The organism is Coleofasciculus chthonoplastes PCC 7420, from assembly GCF_000155555.1.
Lineage (GTDB): Bacteria > Cyanobacteriota > Cyanobacteriia > Cyanobacteriales > Coleofasciculaceae > Coleofasciculus > Coleofasciculus chthonoplastes_A.
The window spans coordinates 99,780-120,403 of the sequence record NZ_DS989864.1; the positions used below are offsets into that span (position 1 = coordinate 99,780).

Sequence of the window (20,624 nt, forward strand, 5' to 3'; positions counted from 1 at the left end):
AGTGGGTAATATCTCCTCTATCGTTAGCCTTGTACTCGATAGGTTTGGCACTTCCTAACGATTAAAGTGTAATTCTTTTTTAGAGTCCTATGTACTAGAGATCAATATGTTTCATCAAGTAACGCTTAAAAACTTTAGAACCCATAAGTTAACCACTGTAGATTTATACCCAATAACACTCCTGATTGGCAACAATAATTCGGGTAAAACGAATTTGCTAGCTGGGATACAACATTTCTGCGGTCTGGTTAGGCGTGGTCGTCCTAATCATCACATTCGCCATCAAACAGTCATAGCGGCAAGAGATCTCTATCCTCATAGATATAGGCTGGCTCAAGATGATGAATCCATAGAATTTTCTATTACATGGTCAAATAACCAGGGGAAAGCTAAATACTCCATGAAATTGTTTAAAGAGGAAAGCCTAAAAGAACAAGCAGCTTGTAAAGAAAAAATAGAGTTTCAGCTCTTCAATTCATCTGAACCTAAGAGTATTAAAAGTGGATACAGCAAGCTTTCAGGTGCAATTCAACTAAGAAAAAAAATCGAAGACGATCAATTATTGACAAATACAGAACAAGAATTATGCAGAAACTTATTCGATGATTTTGCCAACACATTTAGCTATCATTTTCAGCCAGCTTTTCTCAAAGATTTGTTCACTGTTGGTCAAAATGAAGATGGAAATTATACAGAAAGTGGCTTAGAACCTGAAGACCGTCAAACTCAGCCTAAAATAAGAATCCCGTCCAAATTAGGAGACACGGGTCGTAATCTTCAGACTATCATTAAATATCTAAAAGAAAATGATGAGCGTACATTTACAAGATTTACGGCTTTAATGCGACGGTTTGAACCAAGTTTTCAGGGAGTCAGGTATGATGATCAACGCTCTCGCCTAGTTTGGGAATTTGATTTAGGGCGTCAAGGAATTGTAGAGGAATTTCCACCAGAGGTTTTGTCAGATGGCTTTATGAAAGCGGCGGCAATTAGTCTCTTAGCTTCTCTGCGACGCCCTCCAACGTTAATTCTTCTAGAGGAAATTGAAAATGGCATTAATCCTGGCAACATTCAAGAACTAATGAGATGGATATGGCAAATGACATCCCCAAGTTCTGAAGGGTATTCTTCCCAGTTCATCATTACATCCAATAGCCCTTCTGTTCTAAGAGAATTTCATGATCATCTTGATCATGTTTACACGGTTCGTTTAGATAAACGTAGCCGGAGGAGTGACGTCAGCAATCTCAACACATCTCTTGATACCTTAGTCGGAATAGGTACTGTTGAAGGAGAAATTATAGAACGTGAAGATGGCAAGCGCGTCGTGGAACTTCCTAAATACCAACTGGCAGAACTTTGGTATTCGGGAACAATTGGGTAAAGGCGACACTGATGAGAAATATAGGCATTGTGGGGGATGGAGAAACTGATCGGGCTATTTTCGAGAAGTTTATTCAATGTGTTCTACTTAACGGAACATTCAATACGACGAGTTTTAATATTTGCAAATTAAGTAGACAAACAGTACGAGATTATGTCGATCGTTACTGGAAGTCAGCAACTCGGTCACAGAATTATTATCTACCTAGTGAACCTGCATCTGAACTTCAAAACAATATCACAAATACTTTAGTCGCTGCCTTTTCTGATTTTGAAACTGAAGTGGGTATTGGCGAACTTTATAATCGAGACATTTTGTTAATTACAACTGATGCAGAGAAATCTTTATCCAGTCCTGAGGACTATTTTAAAGATTGGAGTTTTAGTATATCTAAAATCTTTATGGGAGCAATAGATAAGTTCTACGCTCTTAAATCGCGAGAAGGCTATCCTTGTCAATATTTACCAGTCCTACTATCTCTAGTCTGCTTTCCTTCTTCTGAAGTTTTTGTGGCGGCTGCCAAACAACCTCCTATTCAGTACTATGGTAAGAAACCTAAAGAGTTGAAGCAACTCCTCTATGGAACTGATGATTTGCGACGGCTTCGAGATCAAGATTTTGAAGAGAAGGCACTAAACTACATAACACCAGACAGTGTAGACAGAATTTTTAGCTATGTTCCTGAATCAAGACTTTTTATTCAAATGTTATCACTGGGAAAACACGGGGTAGATAGACCAGAATAATGGTGCGTTACGGCGACATTTCCATTCAAAGGATAATAAATATGAATTATTACGCCTAACGCACCCTACGCTTTTAATTGTTGCCTTGATCAAAATAATGGTGCGTTACGGCGACATTTCCATTAACAGGATGATCAATATAATTGATTACGCCTAACGCACCCTACGGTTATACGGTTCTTCAAACGCTTACAAAGGACAAATGACCAAGTTTATGCAACTGGATTAAATAATTCAAATAAATCTAACATAAAAATTGTCGTTTTCTTCTCATTCTCCTGGAGAACCGCCGCATGACTCACCATCGGTAAGCGACGGTTATATTTAGGTAACTTACGAATTAGGTCAGGATTTAATTCAATTAAATTGGGCGGTTCATCAACGATAATGCCAAAGAGATCGCCTTCTATGGGGTTGGTAATGACTAAAAAGGATTGCAAGTTGGTTGAATCAGTGTCATAGTCAGGATTTAACTGTTGATGTAAATCAACAATCCGAATCGTATAATCTCCAATTTGCAGTAATCCCATGGCATTCCAACCACTCTCATTGGATGGTGTGTTTAGCACTTTTAACACGTTATCCATGGGCAGTGAAATTAGACAGTCGCTAATCTTAAAGACGATATATTTTTGGGTGTCACTGGTCATAGTTTATTGGTTGATAAAGGACAGAATGCAAAATACAGCAGCACGTTTATCCCTCTCCAGGTGGAAATTTATCAGAACGTTATAACCATCTAAGCATTGATAAATTGCTGCACGGTCTCTAACAACTGAGGTTCAAGAAAGGGCTTGGTGATATAATCATTCGCCCCTAACTCAGTGGCAATTAAACGATGCTTTTCGCTACTGCGAGAGGTCAAAATTAAAACAGGAATCTTGGCTAGTTCTGGCTCCTGTTGGCGGTATTTTAGAAACTCAAATCCGTTCATGCGCGGCATTTCAATGTCGCATATCACTACTTGAATCTCTCCATGATTTTGCAGTTGTTCAATGGCTTCATACCCATCCTTTGCCTGGAGAATCTGATAGCCCGCCTTTTGTAAGGTAAAGGTTAAGCTTTGGCGCACGGTAATCGAATCATCGACAATAAGCACCAGTTGGGGCGATCGCCTGGGGGTTGGCGTAGGGGGTGGCGGTTCAGGTGCAGCAGGTAACGCCGCTGGGCGGGAGGGAGATAATTGTCGCTGGTTGCGATCGGATGCAACAGAGGTGGAACCCGTTAAAGCCACCATTGAGGATTGAAAATCAGCGGTAAACTCTGGCGGGGATTTTGCCGTCTGCTGATCCGCAATCGACTGCATTAATGTGGTCCCATCTAGCACCAGGGCTAACCCACCATCTGCCAGAATACAGCCGCCATACACGTAATCTGGAGGTGCAATCATCGATCCCAGGGGACGAATCACTAATTCCTGTTCCCCGACAAGCTGGTTAACTTCCAAGCCTAATAGCCGATTCTGACACCGGATCAAAATCACCGACATTTTCGCAGTTTGCTCAACTAACGGGCGTTGAGAGGATAACACTAAGGTTTTCGGTTGAGGAATATGGTAATCTAACACCTCTGCCAACGAAAAAATCGGGATCAGTTGCTCATCCTTGCCAGTACCCCATCGCAGCACTTTCCCCTCATCCCAGCAGCGCAGTCGTTCCGGTGGCGGGATAATGATTTGTTCGATCGCATCTGAGAGTAAAGCATAAGTTTGACCTCCCGCCTCCATCAACAGTAGCTTGGCGATCGTCAAATTTAGGGGGATTTGCAGCCGAAAGGTTGTTCCATAATACGGTTGAGAATATACCGTCACTGATCCTTGCAGGGATTCCACCTGAGAACGCACCACATCCATCCCAATTCCCCGCCCGGATAAATCACTTAACCCGGAAGCGGTGGAAAAACCGGGTTCAAACAGAAACTCCGCCAGTTCAGCAGGTGACAATCGTCTGGCTTTTTCAGCATCAATTAAGCGCTGTTCTACCGCCCGTTGGCGAATCTTCTCAAAGTTTAACCCTTGCCCATCATCCCGAACTTCAATCACCAAATATCGATTCTGGTGATAGGCATCAATGGCAATAGTACCCTGACGGGTTTTGCCAGATTCTTGGCGAACCTCTGGCGATTCAATCCCATGATCAAAGGCATTTCGGATCAGGTGCAGTAAGGGGTCATAAAGTTTCTGCACCACCACTTTATCCACTAATACCTCTGTCCCATCCATGTAGAGTTCCACAGATTTATTGTGGGTGACTTCTAACTGTTGTAACACTCGCGGAAACCGTCTAAATAAAGTGCCTAACGGTAACAGTCGCGCCTCCATCAAGGTATCCCGGATACTGGTTAACAGTCGCCGTTGTTTGTCAAAGGTTTGATTAAATTGACTGGCAAAAACTTCAATCGACTCCGTTGCTTCCGTCAGTTGGGCAGTATCATCCATCAGCGACTGGATTAAAAGCTGCGGTTCGTTATAACTATCCAGTTCTAACGGGTCAAAGTAATTGGGGATTGTCGTCTGGGGATTTTGCCAAGCCAATGACGGCTTTTCTTGAATCGCTTCTCGGCGTTTTCTTCCCCTGAGACTCATCCGTTTTTGTTGCGATCGATGCAATTGACGGTCATGCCAATCTTGTAATTCATCCAAAAGTTGTTGATGCTGTTGCAGCCGAGTTAATACCAAACGAACCGCTGATTGCAATTGCTCATCCTGGAGGGATTGGCGATTTTGGTAGGTTAAGAGTTCCCCAACGGAATAATTCAAATGTTCTAAATGATCAATATTCACCCGCACCGTTTGCGGCTGCGTTTCCGGAACCGATTCTTGTTGTACCCGTGGCGAAGGTAAAACATAATCCGTTAACGGTTCTTCCGCCTCTACTGGAGGAGTCGGTACAGATTCTGGGATTGAGTCCTGAAAATTATGGGCTGGAGTTTTGAAGACGGGAAACACTTCTTCGGATTCCGATTCAGATTCTACCGGAACATCCTCCTCAATTGTTGATTCGGAAACCGAGATATTTCCCCAAACACTATCCAATAAGTCAGCCGAATCGGGTTCCTCAACCCCTTCTGTCTCCGGTTCGGATACACTATAATCCTCATACTCATTGATATCGATATCCAGTAAAGGCGTCAAATCCGTCGCATCCAGTTGAAAATCTGCCGAATCAGTGATCGGACGTTGCGAAAACTCTTCATCGGGGTAAACTGAATCCGCCGCGTATGTATCAGACGCCGCCAACTCTTCACTAACCTCTGAATCACTCAGATCCGCTTCCCAGACATTCTCTGGCGCGGCGACTGGCGCAGCATCCTCTAGATCACCATCCACCACACCCGCCAATTCTTGCAGGGATTGAGAGGGTTGACCCCCTTGAGTGCGATCGCCATCCAGCACCGCCTTTTGTCCCGCCTGGAAGTCAGCTAGGGCGATCTGAGTAATCATTTCCGCCTGATCCGGATAATTCTCCAACGCCGCGATCGCACTACTGGCAATTGCCGCAAATCCCGGTAAATTCATCGATTCCGCCACACCCAGCAACACCTCCGCCTGCGATCGCAAGGTATCCGCCATCACTGACGGATCATTACTCGCCAAAGCCTCAGTAATTTGATCCAACCGCTGACTCACCCCCACCTCAAAAATGGATTGAGTGACATCAAATCCCAACTCCAACGAACTCGGAATATTCGCTTGTTGGTCAAAACAATCACCCAGCTTTTCCTGCAACTTCGCAAACACCGCCGCCGTGCGATCGAGAACTTCCGCCTCATTAATCTTTCCCCCCATCACTTCCGCCGTCAGGGGTAGCCGCAAACATTCATAGCCTTCAAACAGTAACGCCTCCACCTCCGCATCAATCACGACATCGGGATTAAACAGAGTTTTAAAGATATCCTCCAACGAGTGAGCCACCGTTTTAATCGTGTCCAACTCCACACTCGCCGCCGCCCCTTTTAGGGTGTGAGTGGTTCGCATTAAATGGTGGACTTTGTTGACACTAAAATTAGTCCGTAGATCGAGTAATTCTTGTTCGATAATACCCATAAGTTCTGGCGCTTCTTCCAGAAAATAGTGGTAGCTTTGTTCACGAATATTTGGATCATTCATAGGGAAACTCTTGAATGTGTAGGGGATATGTAGGGGCGGGTTTAGGGACTTTCTGTTGGCTATTGCTGATAACCTTGGTACAAAACCCGCCCTGACTAAGTGTTGAATTTTGACCCAACGCTAGGCTCAATAATTCTGGTTTGTAGGGGCGGGTTTAGGGACTTTCTGTTGGCTATTGCTGATAACCTTGGTACAAAACCCGCCCTGACTAAGTGTTGAATTTTGACCCAACGCTAGGCTCAATAATTCTGGTTTGTAGGGGTGGACTGAAGGAATGACAAGGCATCTAAAACCTTTTAAAATCAGGTTTTGAGCGACATTAGTATCTCCAAAGATGAAACCTTATTGACATCCTTATTTACATTATTTACAAATGAAGACCACCCGATCAGATATAGTCAAGCGAAGCGTTGCGCGGGGGGTATGGGGGAGGCGCTCGTCCCCCATCGGGGGGTCTGGGGGGCTGGTCCCCCAGAGACAAACTCCTATTTTTGACCCTATCTGTGACAAAAAGAAATGGGCTAAATGGTTGGGTTTAGAGGCGGGTTTACTCACATCTGAGTGAGAGAAAAAACGATAATCGTCAAACCCGCCCCTACAGCATCAATGACAACTGATAACTGATAACTGACCAAGGACTATTCAACCTTGAACTGATCCGCACTCATTTGCAGATTTTGCGCCATCGTCAACAAACCTTGGAACGATGAAGACATCTCCATCGAATTTTCCGCCGTTTGATTAGCAATCGTCGCCACCTGAGTCATGGTTCGGGTAACCGACTGTAACTCCTGACTCTGAACTTGAGTCGCTTGAGTAATTCCCGCTACCACCTGACTAATCTGACTCGTAGCTTCCACGATCGCATACAAATACTCCCGCGCTTCATTCACTTGGTTTGTACCCGATGCAACCTGCTGAATCCCCGTTTCCATAACCGATGACACCTCAGCCGTACCCATCTGGATTTCCTGCACCAATTGGGCAATCTCCGTCGTCGCTTCCGCCGATTGACGCGCCAGAGAACGGACTTCATCCGCAACCACGACGAACCCTCGTCCATACTCACCCGCGCGGGTAGCTTCAATTGACGCATTTAACGCCAACAACTGGGTTTGAGTCGTAAAGTTACTAATCAAATTCACCACTCGCGACACCTTCTGCGTCGATTCACTCAAACGCTTCAGCCGCTTACTGGTTTCCGCCACAGTTTCCCGGATATCCATAATCCCATCCACCGTGCGGTTCATCGCCTCATCCCCAGCTTGAACCGTTTTGTTCGCCTGTTGCACCGCTTCTTCCACCTGTTGAGCGCTAGCCCCCACTGCTTCAGTGGAATTCACCATCGTCTGAATCTGTCCCAAGGTGTTTTCCAGCGCCTGGAACTGGCGTTGGGCTTGCTGCGCCAATCCCGCGATCGCGGTTTCACTGGCTTGAGAGGTTTGTGCCACTTGGCGCGAGGAATCCTGTACCTGTTTCACAATCCCCCGCAAACTTTGCAGGGTATTATTATAGGCATCCGCCACCGTTCCCACTTCATCTTCGGTAATCGGCGCTCGCACCGTCAGATCCCCTTGTAACGCCGGACGTACTGCCATTAGCAGTTGAATTACCCCCTGTTGTAATTCTTCCTTCGCCGCTTTCTCCCGTTGCGCCGCCGCCATCAATTGCTGGGACTGTTCCTGAACTTGTTCCAAAGATTGCGCTTGCTGGAGAGCAATCCCTAACTGAGTTGCCATCTGCGCCAAGAGTTTAACCTCGCCCTCTTCCCAGGTGCGGGGTTCACTGTTTTGATACACCCCCAGCAATCCCCACAGTTGTTCCCCTTGGAATAGGGGGGTGATGATGTACGCTTTAGTCCCCCACTGCTGCAAAATCTCCCGGTTAAACGTCAACTCCGTGGCTTGGCTAATGTCGTTCACCGCCGTAGTCTGATTTTGGCGATAAACACTACCCTCACTTTGTTGCAACACCGGATCACTCACCTTTGCCAGTTGGGTACCGACAACCTTGACGTAGGAACCCCCCACATCTTCAAGCACAAATTCCCCACTCCAATCGGAATTAAAGCGATACACCGCCACCCGATCCACATTCAGCAGCAGTCGCAGTTCCTGACTTGTCGCCTGCAACAGAACCTCTGGGTTCAACGTTCCTTTCTGTAAGCGTTCAGCAATCCGTTGTCCGGTTTTATACAGCAGGTTGATAAAGTTACTTTCCCGTTTCGCTAACTGGGCGAATTGATCCGACTGCTGTTGCACCTGTTCCAGGTAGTAGAGGCGTTGTAATGCCGTTCCTACCCCTTGACCGAGTTGGGTTAATGCAGTGATTTCGGTACTTGTCCAATGGCGAGATCCACTATTTTGATACGCACAGAGGATACCCCATAACTCATCAGCGACGAAAATCGGGGCGAGAGCGTAAGCTTTGACCTCAAACTGTTCTAAAATTTCAACGTGACAATCGGAGTGACCGATAGTATGGATATCATCCACAGCAAAGCTTTCCCGATCGCGATAACGACCCCCTTGAGTTTCTTGTAAATAGGTATCTTCCCAAACAGTGCGGATATCCGGACCCACTAACGGCGTCCATCCCGTCGCCACTGACTCCGCCACAAACACGCCACTCCAATCCGGCTCAAACTGGTACACCGCCGTGCGATCGCACTTGAGTAGTTTCCGCAGTTCACGAGTGGATGTATTGTAGATGGTGGCAATATCCTCGCCATAGCTCAACTTAGTCAGAACACTGGATACCGTTTCCTGAGTTTGGGCAATCGTCGCGAGTTGCGTGGATTGGTCTTGTAACTGGTGCAGGTATTGGGATTGTTTCAGGGCGATGGACAATTGATAGGCGACCTGCTTGACAAATTCCACTTCTTGGTTTCTCCACTTGCGTGGACCACTGCACTGGTGAATACAGAGTAATCCCCACAATTCGATCCCCTGCATAACAGGGGCGACCAAATTCCCGCGCACTTGGAATTTGGAGAGGGTATCAATATAACAGGGCGCTAAATTGGCGTGATGGATATCGGCAACTGCCCAAACCCGTCCCTTGCGATAATTTTCCGCATGTTTTTCGCCAAAGCAATGGTCATCAACTTTGATCGACATCGAAGAGGGGAAACCAGCGACGACCCGTTCAGACACCATTTCTCCCTGATCAAACCCCGATTCGGGATCAAAGCGATAAATCCCCACGCGATCAGCCCCCAAAAAGGTTTGTAGTTCCCCACAAGCCGTCTGGAAAATCTGATCCAAGTCTTGAGATTGACTAATTTTGCTGATAATTTGAGCCGTGACTCGTTCCAAGTCGGCGGTTTTCAGCAGTTGCTGGGATTGGGTTTGTAATTGCTGCAAATAATCTGCCTGTTGCAGCGCCACACCCAGTTGAGACGCCACTTGTTTGAGCAAGCGCACTTCACTCTCTTCCCAGTGGCGTGTCCCCGTGTTTTGAAAGGCACTGAGTAATCCCCACAGCTTGTCTTCTTGGAAGATAGACACCACCGCGCAGGATTTGACGCCATAGTAGTCTAACGCCTCAACATGACAATCCGTCAGCGTACCATCGTGAACATCGTCTACCACAAACGGTTCATTGTCCCGGAAGCATCCCCCGTGGTGTTCGTTGAGATAGGGATCTTCCCAGCCACTCCCGACTAATTTAGGAAATCCGCCCGACTCGGATTCACAGATAAAGTCGCCGAAATAGTCCTCCCGGAACTTATAAATCGTCACCCGTTCCGCATTCAAGAGTCGCCGCACTTCCTGAGTGGTGGTTTCAAACACCTTGTTAATCTCAAAGGGTTGACGGATTTTATCCACGACTTTGGCTAACGCCCGCTCTCGCTGGGTTTCTTTCGCCTGTTGCTCGGATTGAAGCTGAATCTGCTCCACATATTCGGCTTGTTGTATCGCTAAACCTAACTGACTAGCAATTTGTTTGAGTAATTGGACTTCGCCCTCTTCCCAATGGCGTGTTCCTGTGTTTTGAAAGGCACTGAGTAATCCCCATAGTTTCTGCCCTTGGAAAATCGAGACAACGGCGCAGGATTTGACTTCATAGTATTCTAAAGCCTCGACGTGACAATCGGTGAGATTGGCGGTATAAATATCATCGACCACCAAGGCTTCATTATCGAGAAACCGTCCGCCTCGATATTCATTGAGATAGGGATCTTCCCAACCACTCCCCACGACTGGAGGAAATCCTCCGCTTTGGGATTCACTGACAAAATCACCGAAGTAATCGTCGCGGAATTTATAAATGGTGACGCGCTCAATATTGAGCAGTTTACGCACTTCTTTGGTGGTGGTTTGGAAAATCGTCTCTAAGTCTGTAGTTTGACGAATTTTGTCAATCACCCGGGCGATGGTGCGTTCCCGTTCCGCTGCTTTTGCTAATTGTCCAGTTCGCGCTTGTAAACTGTTCAAATATTCGGCTTGCTGGAGGGCGACACCAAACTGACGCCCGACTAATGCCAGTATATTCAGTTCTGAAGCGTCCCATTGACGCGGACCTGAGTTTTGGAAGGCGGCGAGTAATCCCCAGAGTTGTTCGCCCTCAAAAATCGGCGCGATCGCATACGCTTTTGCCTCAAATTGTTCCAACAGATCGATGTGACAGTCGGTTAACCCAGCGGCGTAAATGTCATTCACACCATTGGTTTCTTCGTAGCGATAACGCCCACCTCGGGTTTCTTGGAGATATGTATCCTCCCAAACTGTTTGGATATCCGGACTAACTAAGGGAACCCAGCCAGGAGCAACGGATTCGGCGATAAATTCCCCACTCCAATCTGGATTAAACCGATACACCGCCACGCGATCGCAGTTGAGTTGCTGACGGATTTCCCGTGTAGCATTACTAAAGACTTGGGAAATATTGAGCGATCGCAAGATGTTCTTGAGAATTTTCGCCGCGACTTGACCGACAACTTTGGTATTTTTATTTTGGCTGCGAAGTTGACTAAACAGTTCCCCCGGTTGCAGGTTGAGAGCCAGTTCCGTTGTCACCTGATACAGCAAGTTGATTTCGGAGTCTTGGAAGGTGCGGGTTCCGGAACATTGCTGAACAATCAATAACCCCCAGGTTTGTTTACTAAACAGAATCGGTAAACTCAAGCTGGCTTTAACTTGAAACCGTTTCAGCAGTTGCAGTTGATAGGGACTGGTTACACCTTGATACAGATGACTCAGCGTCACCACCTGTTGCTGCTGATACTCGATTTGACTGTTTGCGCCAAAGGTTAAGGCGGGTAAGGATTCACCCAAACAAGGAGTATACCCCGCAACCAGGGATTCGGCACGAACCACGCCCTCGGTTTCCGTCTTAAATTGATAAATCAGAACCCGATCAACCTGGAAATGCTCCCGCACTTCAGCCACAGTGGTTTCTAGCAGCGTATCAACGGTTTCAATCGTGGACGCACGACGCATCCGTTGAGCAACCGCTAACAGCCACTTCCGTTGTTCCTGAAAATAGGTTTCGATATTGACACCCATCTCAGGCTGAGACTCATCTGTCACGCGATCGCCATTACTGATTGTATGAGCGGAATCGTTCTCCGCATCAGGGTTGAGTACTTGCTTCGATTGTTCGAGTTCTTGCATAATTTCGATGTGTCTAGTCCTAATATGTCCGCGATCTGCGATCGGAAAAAATGGGGAAAGTGAGGAAGATAGAGAAAGTAGAGTTTTGACCCTTTATTCCTTAGTCGGACATGGTTTGTAGGGGCGGGTTTAGAAACTTTTTTATCGCTATTGATGGTAACGTTTGTGCAAAACCCGCCCTCATCTCCCCTATCTCCCTCATCTTCTTCATTTTTCACTCACGATGCCTTTGCCAAAGGGGATAATGGCTAATGGCATTAATATTCAAAACGATGCCCTGATCTTCAGGAAGAGAACCCAGAATAAACGGCAACAGTTTAGGTGGAAATACACCCGGAACAGCAGGCTGCAAATGTTGCAAATTGTGGTATTCGATGTCATTAACTTGGGAAACAACCAGTCCGATCGATTGCTCATTTACCTGCACCACTAACACCACCAAAACATCAGCCAATTGCTCTTGTTGGTCTAATGATAAATAGCCCAGCAACTGGCTCAGATCAACCAGCCAAAGCATATCGCCACGCCAGTTGCAGATCCCTAAAACACAACCGGGCATTTGCGGAACAGGCAGAATGTCTCTTACATTTACCCGTAGCACTTCCCCAATTTGTTCCAAGGGCAATAGGGCACTATCTTGGTGACTCATAGGAAAGCGAAGTAACCGCCGCTGTGTTTCTGGGGGTGAAGGTTTAAGGTTGAGTGAATCAAGACTCGTGGTTAAGAGGATTGAGTCAAGTGAATTTGTCATTTTTTAGGGAACAGGGAACAGGGAACACCTCGGCTTCGCTCGGTGTGTCACAGGGAACACATCGGCTTACCTCGACTTCGCTCGGTAACACGCTCGGTGTGTCACAGGGAACAGCTAAACCAGTGTAAATTTATTAATGATTTTCATTAATTCCTGTTGATCGACTGGTTTAGAAATATAGGCATCAGCACCCAGCATTGAACCCCATAACTTATCAGCATCCGTGCCTTTTGTTGAACACATCACCACAGGAATTTTCTTGGTGTCGATGTTTGTTTTAATCTCGCGGCAAAGTTCAAAACCACTTTGACCCGGTAAAATAACATCAAGAATCACTAAATCAGGTTTTTTAGCTTGAAGTTTTATATGGGCTTCCTCTCCACTTGTTACACTCACTACGTTAAATCCGGCTTGTCTTAAATAACGAGTCAGCACCTGGGTTTCTGTTACACTATCTTCCACTAAAAGAACAGTTGTCATAGTTAATCCAATGTTTGCGATACACAACCTTTGCAGTTTTTGGTTCAGTCATAAATACTGAACACTATTTAATTACTCATCGGTACAGATTTGATCGGTAAATACTTCTGCAAAGTACTCAGCACTTTTTGTTGAGTAATCGGCTTTGGCAAAAACCCAGAAGCCCCGACCATCTTGGCACGCACCCGGTCTACAATGCCATCGTTTCCGGTCAGAATAATCACGGGAATATCCTGAAAAATCGAAACACGGCGAATTTGAGAACAAATTTCATAACCATTAGCGACAGGCATCACCAAATCCAGGAAAATCAGATCCGGCTTGTTTTCTAGAAGCTTAACTAGGGCTTGCACTGAATCCTGAATTGAGACAAACTTGTAACCCGCTTCCTCTAAAATATAACCCATCATTTGAGTGTCAATCCGACTATCATCAATGTAAGCAATTACCGCATTTGCTGATTTAGAGGAGGATGACGGGCGAGAAGACTTTCGTGATGTAAGTTTGCCATTTTCATTAGATTTATCCTCAACAACTTTACGAGGTAAAATAGAACGCTTCAAGTCCTCAACTTCAATTAATCCAATTAAATTTTTCTGAATATAAGGGGCAATCGAGTGAGTTAGGGGCAGAGGACTTTGTTTTAACTTAACCGCTAAATCCCGAAGCGTTTGTTTCCCGTCCGCAAACGCTGTTAGATTGCGATAAGCAGAGGGTGATGTTTGCTGGCGCAACTGATCTGCCTGTAAAATTTTGGGGGCAAGATTCGGTGAAATGTCAGCTAAACCCGCTTTTTGCCAAGCTTGCCAATCCTGAAAAACTTGCTGCCAAACGCGCTCCGCTCTTACCACAACCCACCCTAAATCGATGGAATCTTGAGGAATGATTCGGTAGCTTAGATACATTCCAGAATGATAGTTTTGTTGTTCCCCTGCTTGGATAATATCAAAAAGGACTTCGCTGGTATGACCTTGAACAAGTGCTGCCATTTGTCCCAGGGGGATTTGTCCTTGTTTCGCTTGTGTGGCTAATGACTCATAATCTTGATATTGAATCGGCTCTCCTTCTTGCGTCACAGCATTAACAGCCACCGAAGGACAGTGCAATGATAGCTGACGAAACCAACGACGCACAGGATGTACCTTACTGTGGCAACCAATTAAACTGCCGACACTAAAGAATAGCTGCCACTGCTGTTGTTGGGGATTGGTTATGTTGAAATCTAACTGACCTGTAAATTGTTGACTCGCACAATTTTGAATGCGTTTTAGCAGTTCTTCTGTGGTAAAAACGACATCATGTTTTGTTATAGTCCAATGAGTTGATCGAACAGATAAAGGAGCAAGCATTTTTGATTTTCTTTGTCTCGCTAAATCGGCTAGTATAGTCAGTCATCTAGATATAAATATGACTGTTTTTTTGTTGCTGAACTTTAAAAAACTTTAATTTTTTGTGGAAAATATGATTTTATCTATTTTTTATTGGCAAAATATATTCCATAATAAACTACAGATATAGCCGATTTAATTGTAGCTCATCAAAAGGTGATTATGTCAATATCCAGTAATTAAAGGTTTAATATAAATTGCATAACTTTTCTACAATAAATGAAAAATAGATAAGGATACACCTATTTTTTAGTGAATAGTTTTTGCCGTAAAGCTTAGGACAGATATAACGGCTGAAATGATTCCGTACCAGTAATACATTTCTGCCATCTGCTTTGTCTCCACCCAAGTGTGAGTATTCAACAGCACTTGATATAACACGGTGTAATACAGCAGCCATAAAAAAGCCCTTTTCTACTCTTTTTGAACTGTATTACATCGAGCCAAAAACTGCTGTATAGCCTTACCAAGGCAGGTTAGGACATTTTTCCTGTTGCCTATTGCCTATGACACACCGAGCGTGTTACCGAGCGAAGTCGAGGTAAGCCGAGGTGTTGCCTATTGCCTGTTGCCTTTTGGGATAAACTTATGTCCTAACGTGTGTGCGTAGTGCTATACCTATGACAAATGACGCTCTCCACCGTTAGCTTTTATTGAGTCTACCTCCTTACCGTAGATGCGCCCTGAGATAAGTTGGCATTTACATTGGAGAGTATTGCATCGGCGGTTGAACGTACCAATCTCCAAACATTGATGTATCCTGAAACTGGTTAACCTGGGGCTTGGGGAGATAAGTGTGTAACGCTTGGAGCATTTTATCTTTATTAATGGGTTTGGTGATAAAATCTGACGCACCGACAATTTTTGCCCGTGTCCGGTCAATAATCCCATCCTTACCCGTCACAATAATCACTGGGGTGGATTTGAAAAAGGAAACCCGACGAATTTGGGAGCAGATTTCATACCCATTAGCAATGGGCATAACTAAATCTAAGAAAATCAGGTCGGGTTTGTGTTCTATCAATATCGATAATGCTTTTTCCTGATCCTCAATATTGATAAATTGATAGCCTGCTTGAGTGAGAATATGATTCATTAGTAGCAGATCAAATGAGCTATCCTCGATACAGGCAACTAAGGGATTCGCCGGTTTAGACTCTATTGGAGTTGCTGGGGTTTCGGCGGATGAATGTTCCAGCTTTATCGGTGATGCAATCATGAGACTCATGTCCTCAACCGGACTCAGTTCAACTAAACCTTGACGAATATAGGGTACGATGGGCTGAGTCAGGAGTAAAAGATTTCGATTCAAATGAACGGCTAAATCCCGTAATGTTTGATTGCCATCCATCGAAGCAATCAGGTTATCAGATGTGAATTGAGAGGTTTCCTCTTGCAACGCTTTAAATGTCTGATTAATACCTCCTAAACCACTGAGGTTACCATAGAGCATCTGGGAAAACTGTTGTTGTAATTCCTGCGGTTTTAATACCGTGGGCGCTAAGTTTGGAGAAATGTCTGTTAAATCTGCGCTTTGCCAACTTCGCCAAAGTTTTACCGCTTGCCTCCACATTTCATCAACCTCTATGGTTACTAAAGCTGAATCCATCTGGTCTTGAGGAATTTGACTATAACTGAGTTGCCAGTTTGAGGGATGAGACATCTGTTCAAGGTGTTGAATCAGATCAAAAAAAATTTCTAGAATATAGCTTTCGACAACTTCTGTCATTTGCTCTTGACCTATTTTTCCCCGCCTTACTAATTCCGCTAAGCCATCGTAATTGTCACTAGGGATCTGATTTGAATGATTGACAGTCGTATCCTTAACCAATTGGGGACAGTAGCGATAAAGCTGGCGTAACCAACTCCGATGTGGATGTACCCCACTTCCACCACAGATTAAACCTTGGCAAAAATATAAACTCCAGTGTTGGTGTTGAGGGGGTTTAATATCTAAGCAACCTGTAAATTTTTCACTGGCGCAGGAGAAAAGTTGGGTCGCCAGATTCTCAGGATTGACAATTGAACAAGGGGTGAAGGGAAATCCACCAGTGCTAATAAATTCAGTCCAGTTTTTGGAGTATCCAATTGCTCGCTCGAATTGATTGGTCATAATTTTAGCTTGAACTTCTGGGAATACAGTATGAAAATGATTAGGGATTATGAAAGCAACTAGCCGAGTCGGGAAAGATATAGGAGCAGACTGCACTTTGTCATTGGAGAACGGAGCAATAGCGGAGTGAAGAATCTCGCCAGATGCTTCGCTGAACTCCGTTACACTCTGCATGATCAAAGCTTAGGTTTTGACCGCGAACAGCATAACTCAACGCCATCGTTAGCTGGAATATTTTGGGCTTGCTCTGACATGCTCCCGTTGGCATTTGCATCAAGCTTCTGCCATTAGTATTAGAGAATTTGGTAAATCACCCGGATTAAATAAGTCTTTGCTGTCGCCGACAGACGTGAGTCAGCCCTTTGCTTAGGTGTTGTGGAGATGCACTGCTATAGGACAGTTCTGGTTACGTTATACCCTACGTAATTCTACGTAGACGTTTAGAGAGAGTTGCTTACACTCACTATCACCAGTCTCAATCATTTGTGAAAGTAGATGAGACTGAAAAGCTTGCCCAGCAAGGATTGCCATTTCACAACCGATTTAAACTTACTCTATCTTTATGGTAAGGGATTTTACTAGCCATTCGGTAAAGGGATTATCAATTTTTTGTAAAGCTTTGTTCAGCTTTTCTTGTTTAAATCATCAGCTTCTCCTATTTTCGGCTGATCTTGCCCCCAATTACCTCAGCATAATGGCGTAAGTTTGCTGCCTGTAGTTCTTTAGCATGAAGACAAACTATTAACCTTATACCATAGGCATTTCAGCGCCAAAACATCCAGGAAAATAGGGGAATCAACCTAAGCTAAATGGCTTAGGTGCAGGGAGGGTTTTTATCAAATCTTTGCGTAATTTCTTTGACAGAATTAATCTTTCTCCCTAGATATTAAGTATTTTTGATTATGAGACTCTGGCTAAAAATATATCAAAGCGTATAGTTAAATGATATAATCTGAGCAGGGATAAAGAAAATGTATCCCACGCTAAAAAACGTGGGATTTTACCAGACGCAAGAGACAAGAGACTCGCAAAGCACCAAGAAAGCTAAATGGTTCATCGTTGATTGTTCAAGGTTGATGAACCATGAACAAAGGAACTATAGCCGTTGTCGCTTTGGGTGATCACTTATTTTCTGTACAATTCGCCAATAAACTCATCGAGGACTTTCTGGGCAGCTTTGTAGGCGACTGCATTTCTACCAATATTCAAGTTGCCGAGAATGCGATCGCGAATTGCCTCCAAGTTAGATACTGCTGGAACCTGTTGCCTGAGAGTTCCATTGTTCACCCTCAGGCTGCGAATTCCCCCAACGCTGCCCTCAACTGATCTAACTCTTCTCGAATGGGTTGAATGTGGGCGGCAATTCGTTCATCGATCTCAATCAGATTGGCTTGGGTAATCGGGATACCTAATGACGATTTGATCGCATTGGTAATAAACTCCGTCTGCGTGCAGCCTTCAGCGGCACATTTTTCGCGTAGCGCTTGGAGTAATTCGTTGTCTATGCGAAGATTGATCTGGGTTCGTTGGGTCATAGCTTCCTCAAAATTGAAAAACTTTTAAGGTAGCATATAACTATCCGATAGACAACTCACTACGACACAGAATAACGTCTTAGGGGCACGGCAATGCCCACCCGTGTCAACTTAAGCTCAACCCCTCACCCCCAGCCCCTCTCCCACGCCGGGGAGAGGGGTTCGAGATGTTATGCCAGAAGCTTCTTTATACCCCTTCTCCCTTGATGGGAGAAGGGGTTAGGGGATGAGGGTGAAATGCTTGCCAATATTGCTTTTAGCGCTTAAGTTGATACCAATGGGCAATGCCGTGCCCCTACTATGGTCAACTGCGAAACAATCGCGTATATTGAGTTTCATGAGCCATGCTAGAGAGCGCTAATCCCCAAGTGCAACTGTGTAACTGTTCATCATCTTCTAGGGCTAAAATGTCTTGGCTAGCACCCGATAGCTGAGGGGCAAGCTCCAGCAGCAGTTGTTGTCCGGCGGTTTGACCCAGGGGAATCAATTTGACACCTGTATTAATTAGATTGGATGCCCAACTGTGTAAATAGCCCAATAAAGCATCCATGAGGTTAATTTGCCAGTACGCGGCTGCAATACCAAAGGCGATCGCATAATTGCAGGGGGTTCCCACTACCCCCGCCACAGACTGAAGTTCCGGTTCTAACTCCACGAGTAAACGGATCAGGGAATTGCCCATTTGCCAACTTTGCGATCGCAACTCTGAGGTTTCCTTCGCCGCACTCGCCCAAGCATTCCAATACGGCAACGCCTCTAAATCGTCAGCCTGGAGACTCTGATACGCTCGTACCATCATAGCGGCTTCTAAACGAATCGCTCCATACCTCAATTCTTGGTCAATCCAGGCTTTCAATCGTTGTGAGTTATCAATTATCCCCTTTTCTACCAGAATTTCTAATCCTTCTGAATAGCTATAGGCACCAACGGGTAAAGTGGGACTCGCGAGTTGCAACAAATGCAATAGATGATCATTGGTCATTTGTCATGAATTCAAAGGGAACGGCACTAACTTTAGCGCTTCTAAAGGTGTCCCCTAATTTTACTAAAAATCCAATCGGGAATAGCATGTTCTGTGTCATATACATTGTCATACTTTTGTTCAATCTGCTGCCAATTAATTGAATGATCGACTAAAACGTCAGTTTTGAACATCTCTATGGCTTTGCCAGACAAGCCTTTCTCTAAACACTTTTTCATCGCTAATCGACTTTCATCGATTTCCCCAATACATTCAAAAGGTGTATGTTCGCCAAGTCCAACCATTTCTCGAAAAATGGGGAGTAAATCATCATCATCAAATAGATTTGAGCCAAATACGGCATCGACAGAGGCTGGCTCGAATGCCGCCATTAAACCTAGCCACACATAAGCACACTTAGGACATTTTTTGCACCAAGGCTTTTGGATATTGCAAGAATGTATTTTGGGCAGCACCTCCGGATATTTGGTCAGATTCTTGAAGATGCGGAAGTCATATATCGGCTGTAAGATACTAAAATAGGTGAAGTTAGATAAGAGATTGGCTTGAATAAATTGATTCAACTCTTTCTCGGCTTCGTAGCCTTTCCCCCATTGATGGTTGACTTCTTTGCCGAGTTTATCCCAGAATAAGTTACCCGTATTGGCACTTTTTTCATGGGCTAATGCCAAGTCGTTATATCCGTGATTCAGCATTAGCGGGAGAGCCTCAAAGATAGACACAGGAGTTTCGGGAACGGTAATTCCTGAAGTGTCGGGGAAATATAGCTCAAGCAAGGGATAGTCAAGAAAGTCATCATAGATAGAAATTTTATGCTTTTTAATCGGGGTGACATGTTCTAAAACTCCCGATATTAAATGATGTTGAATATCGGCTTTGCCATAAACAGTGTGAGAGTATTGCATTGAGGCAAAGGGAATATCGGCTTCTTGTAGTAATTTTAGAGCGACAATACTATCCTTTCCACCACCACAGCCAGTAAGTACGGTAGAGTTGTTACCCGATATAGGGATGGGTTGACTGTTGGCTAAACTAAGTCCGGGATAGATAATTTCTGGACCTGGGTAGTCGGTTATATTGTTTTCATACCAATGTTGACCAAAGACTCCTTGATATATCGTGGTAAATAAGTCTAAAACGGGTTTGTCTAAATTTTTAGCGATAAGACTAATATCATAATAGTTGGGAAATAGTGAACACAGCTTCATTCCTTCAAACAAGGCAATATAAGCGGCGATTCGAGCGATTAATGGTTGAGAATATTTGCGGGTCAATATGTTGAAAGACAGATCATGATAAAAAACTTTAGTTGCAAATTTAAAATCATCTGCACTATAGATAATATCCAGATGATGGTCATGAATGGTTAATTGATGTACTTTTATGGTTTCTCTTTTCATGTTCAGTCGTTCAGTTGATTGGGTTAAGGGATTGAGCTTAAGTTGACACGGGTGGGCATTGCCGTGTCTACAAGGGATAGGAAAGCAGAAGCAGAACAAATTTGATTATAGCTTAGGGG

The 20,624-nt window shown here is 44.6% G+C and carries 13 protein-coding genes; 2 read left to right on the top strand and 11 right to left on the bottom strand.

Features of this window, described 5'->3' with window-relative positions; translation table 11 throughout:
* Positions 1–106: 106 nt before the first annotated feature.
* Entirely contained in the window at positions 107–1,384 is a 1,278-nt protein-coding gene (locus tag MC7420_RS26885) for an AAA family ATPase (RefSeq protein ID WP_044209955.1), read from the top strand.
* A gap of 11 nt (positions 1,385–1,395) precedes the next feature.
* Positions 1,396–2,130 (top strand): hypothetical protein, encoded by a 735-nt coding sequence (locus tag MC7420_RS26890; RefSeq protein ID WP_006104512.1) that lies wholly within the window; start codon positions 1,396–1,398, stop codon positions 2,128–2,130.
* 212 nt (positions 2,131–2,342) lie between these two features.
* Here the strand turns inward: MC7420_RS26890 and MC7420_RS26895 are convergent, their stop codons facing one another.
* The 11 genes from MC7420_RS26895 to MC7420_RS26945 form a co-directional block, all read right to left on the bottom strand.
* The gene (locus tag MC7420_RS26895) at positions 2,343–2,780 is read right to left on the bottom strand and encodes a chemotaxis protein CheW (RefSeq protein WP_044209956.1); all 438 of its coding nucleotides are present in this window, start codon (positions 2,778–2,780) and stop codon (positions 2,343–2,345) included.
* 89 nt (positions 2,781–2,869) lie between these two features.
* The gene (locus MC7420_RS26900; protein WP_006104380.1) at positions 2,870–6,238 is read right to left on the bottom strand and encodes a hybrid sensor histidine kinase/response regulator; all 3,369 of its coding nucleotides are present in this window, start codon (positions 6,236–6,238) and stop codon (positions 2,870–2,872) included.
* Between the two features lie 638 nt (positions 6,239–6,876).
* The gene (locus MC7420_RS26910; RefSeq protein ID WP_006104395.1) at positions 6,877–11,856 is read right to left on the bottom strand and encodes a GAF domain-containing protein; all 4,980 of its coding nucleotides are present in this window, start codon (positions 11,854–11,856) and stop codon (positions 6,877–6,879) included.
* Positions 11,857–12,070: 214 nt separating this feature from the next.
* A complete protein-coding gene (locus MC7420_RS26915) occupies positions 12,071–12,607 on the bottom strand; it encodes a chemotaxis protein CheW (protein ID WP_006104459.1) in 537 nt (178 codons plus the stop codon).
* Between the two features lie 114 nt (positions 12,608–12,721).
* Entirely contained in the window at positions 12,722–13,087 is a 366-nt protein-coding gene (locus MC7420_RS26920) for a response regulator transcription factor (RefSeq protein WP_044209958.1), read from the bottom strand.
* 68 nt (positions 13,088–13,155) lie between these two features.
* Positions 13,156–14,436, bottom strand: coding sequence for a response regulator (locus MC7420_RS26925; protein ID WP_006104378.1), 1,281 nt, complete (start codon positions 14,434–14,436; stop codon positions 13,156–13,158).
* Positions 14,437–15,175: 739 nt separating this feature from the next.
* Entirely contained in the window at positions 15,176–16,588 is a 1,413-nt protein-coding gene (locus MC7420_RS26930) for a response regulator (protein ID WP_006104346.1), read from the bottom strand.
* A 1,125-nt stretch (positions 16,589–17,713) separates the two neighbouring features.
* Positions 17,714–17,875 carry a hypothetical protein gene (locus tag MC7420_RS40535; RefSeq protein WP_157453348.1) on the bottom strand — a complete coding sequence of 54 codons (162 nt, stop codon included), beginning with the start codon at positions 17,873–17,875 and terminating at the stop codon, positions 17,714–17,716.
* Positions 17,876–17,877: 2 nt separating this feature from the next.
* Positions 17,878–18,123, bottom strand: coding sequence for a hypothetical protein (locus tag MC7420_RS26935; RefSeq protein WP_006104453.1), 246 nt, complete (start codon positions 18,121–18,123; stop codon positions 17,878–17,880).
* Positions 18,124–18,427: 304 nt separating this feature from the next.
* Positions 18,428–19,105: an urease accessory protein UreF gene (locus MC7420_RS26940; RefSeq protein WP_006104350.1), complete on the bottom strand. Its 678-nt coding sequence runs from the start codon at positions 19,103–19,105 to the stop codon at positions 18,428–18,430.
* A gap of 41 nt (positions 19,106–19,146) precedes the next feature.
* The gene (locus tag MC7420_RS26945) at positions 19,147–20,505 is read right to left on the bottom strand and encodes a hypothetical protein (protein WP_006104503.1); all 1,359 of its coding nucleotides are present in this window, start codon (positions 20,503–20,505) and stop codon (positions 19,147–19,149) included.
* Between the last annotated feature and the right edge of the window lie 119 nt (positions 20,506–20,624).

What these genes read in the sequence shown, in the direction of transcription:
- MC7420_RS26885 (WP_044209955.1), top strand. Translation starts at nt 107, where the DNA reads ATGTTTCATCAAGTAACGCTTAAAAACTTTAGAACCCATAAGTTAACC.
- MC7420_RS26890 (WP_006104512.1), top strand. Translation starts at nt 1,396, where the DNA reads ATGAGAAATATAGGCATTGTGGGGGATGGAGAAACTGATCGGGCTATT.
- MC7420_RS26895 (WP_044209956.1), bottom strand. Translation starts at nt 2,780, where the DNA reads ATGACCAGTGACACCCAAAAATATATCGTCTTTAAGATTAGCGACTGT.
- MC7420_RS26900 (WP_006104380.1), bottom strand. Translation starts at nt 6,238, where the DNA reads ATGAATGATCCAAATATTCGTGAACAAAGCTACCACTATTTTCTGGAA.
- MC7420_RS26910 (WP_006104395.1), bottom strand. Translation starts at nt 11,856, where the DNA reads ATGCAAGAACTCGAACAATCGAAGCAAGTACTCAACCCTGATGCGGAG.
- MC7420_RS26915 (WP_006104459.1), bottom strand. Translation starts at nt 12,607, where the DNA reads ATGACAAATTCACTTGACTCAATCCTCTTAACCACGAGTCTTGATTCA.
- MC7420_RS26920 (WP_044209958.1), bottom strand. Translation starts at nt 13,087, where the DNA reads ATGACAACTGTTCTTTTAGTGGAAGATAGTGTAACAGAAACCCAGGTG.
- MC7420_RS26925 (WP_006104378.1), bottom strand. Translation starts at nt 14,436, where the DNA reads ATGCTTGCTCCTTTATCTGTTCGATCAACTCATTGGACTATAACAAAA.
- MC7420_RS26930 (WP_006104346.1), bottom strand. Translation starts at nt 16,588, where the DNA reads ATGACCAATCAATTCGAGCGAGCAATTGGATACTCCAAAAACTGGACT.
- MC7420_RS26935 (WP_006104453.1), bottom strand. Translation starts at nt 18,123, where the DNA reads ATGACCCAACGAACCCAGATCAATCTTCGCATAGACAACGAATTACTC.
- MC7420_RS26940 (WP_006104350.1), bottom strand. Translation starts at nt 19,105, where the DNA reads ATGACCAATGATCATCTATTGCATTTGTTGCAACTCGCGAGTCCCACT.
- MC7420_RS26945 (WP_006104503.1), bottom strand. Translation starts at nt 20,505, where the DNA reads ATGAAAAGAGAAACCATAAAAGTACATCAATTAACCATTCATGACCAT.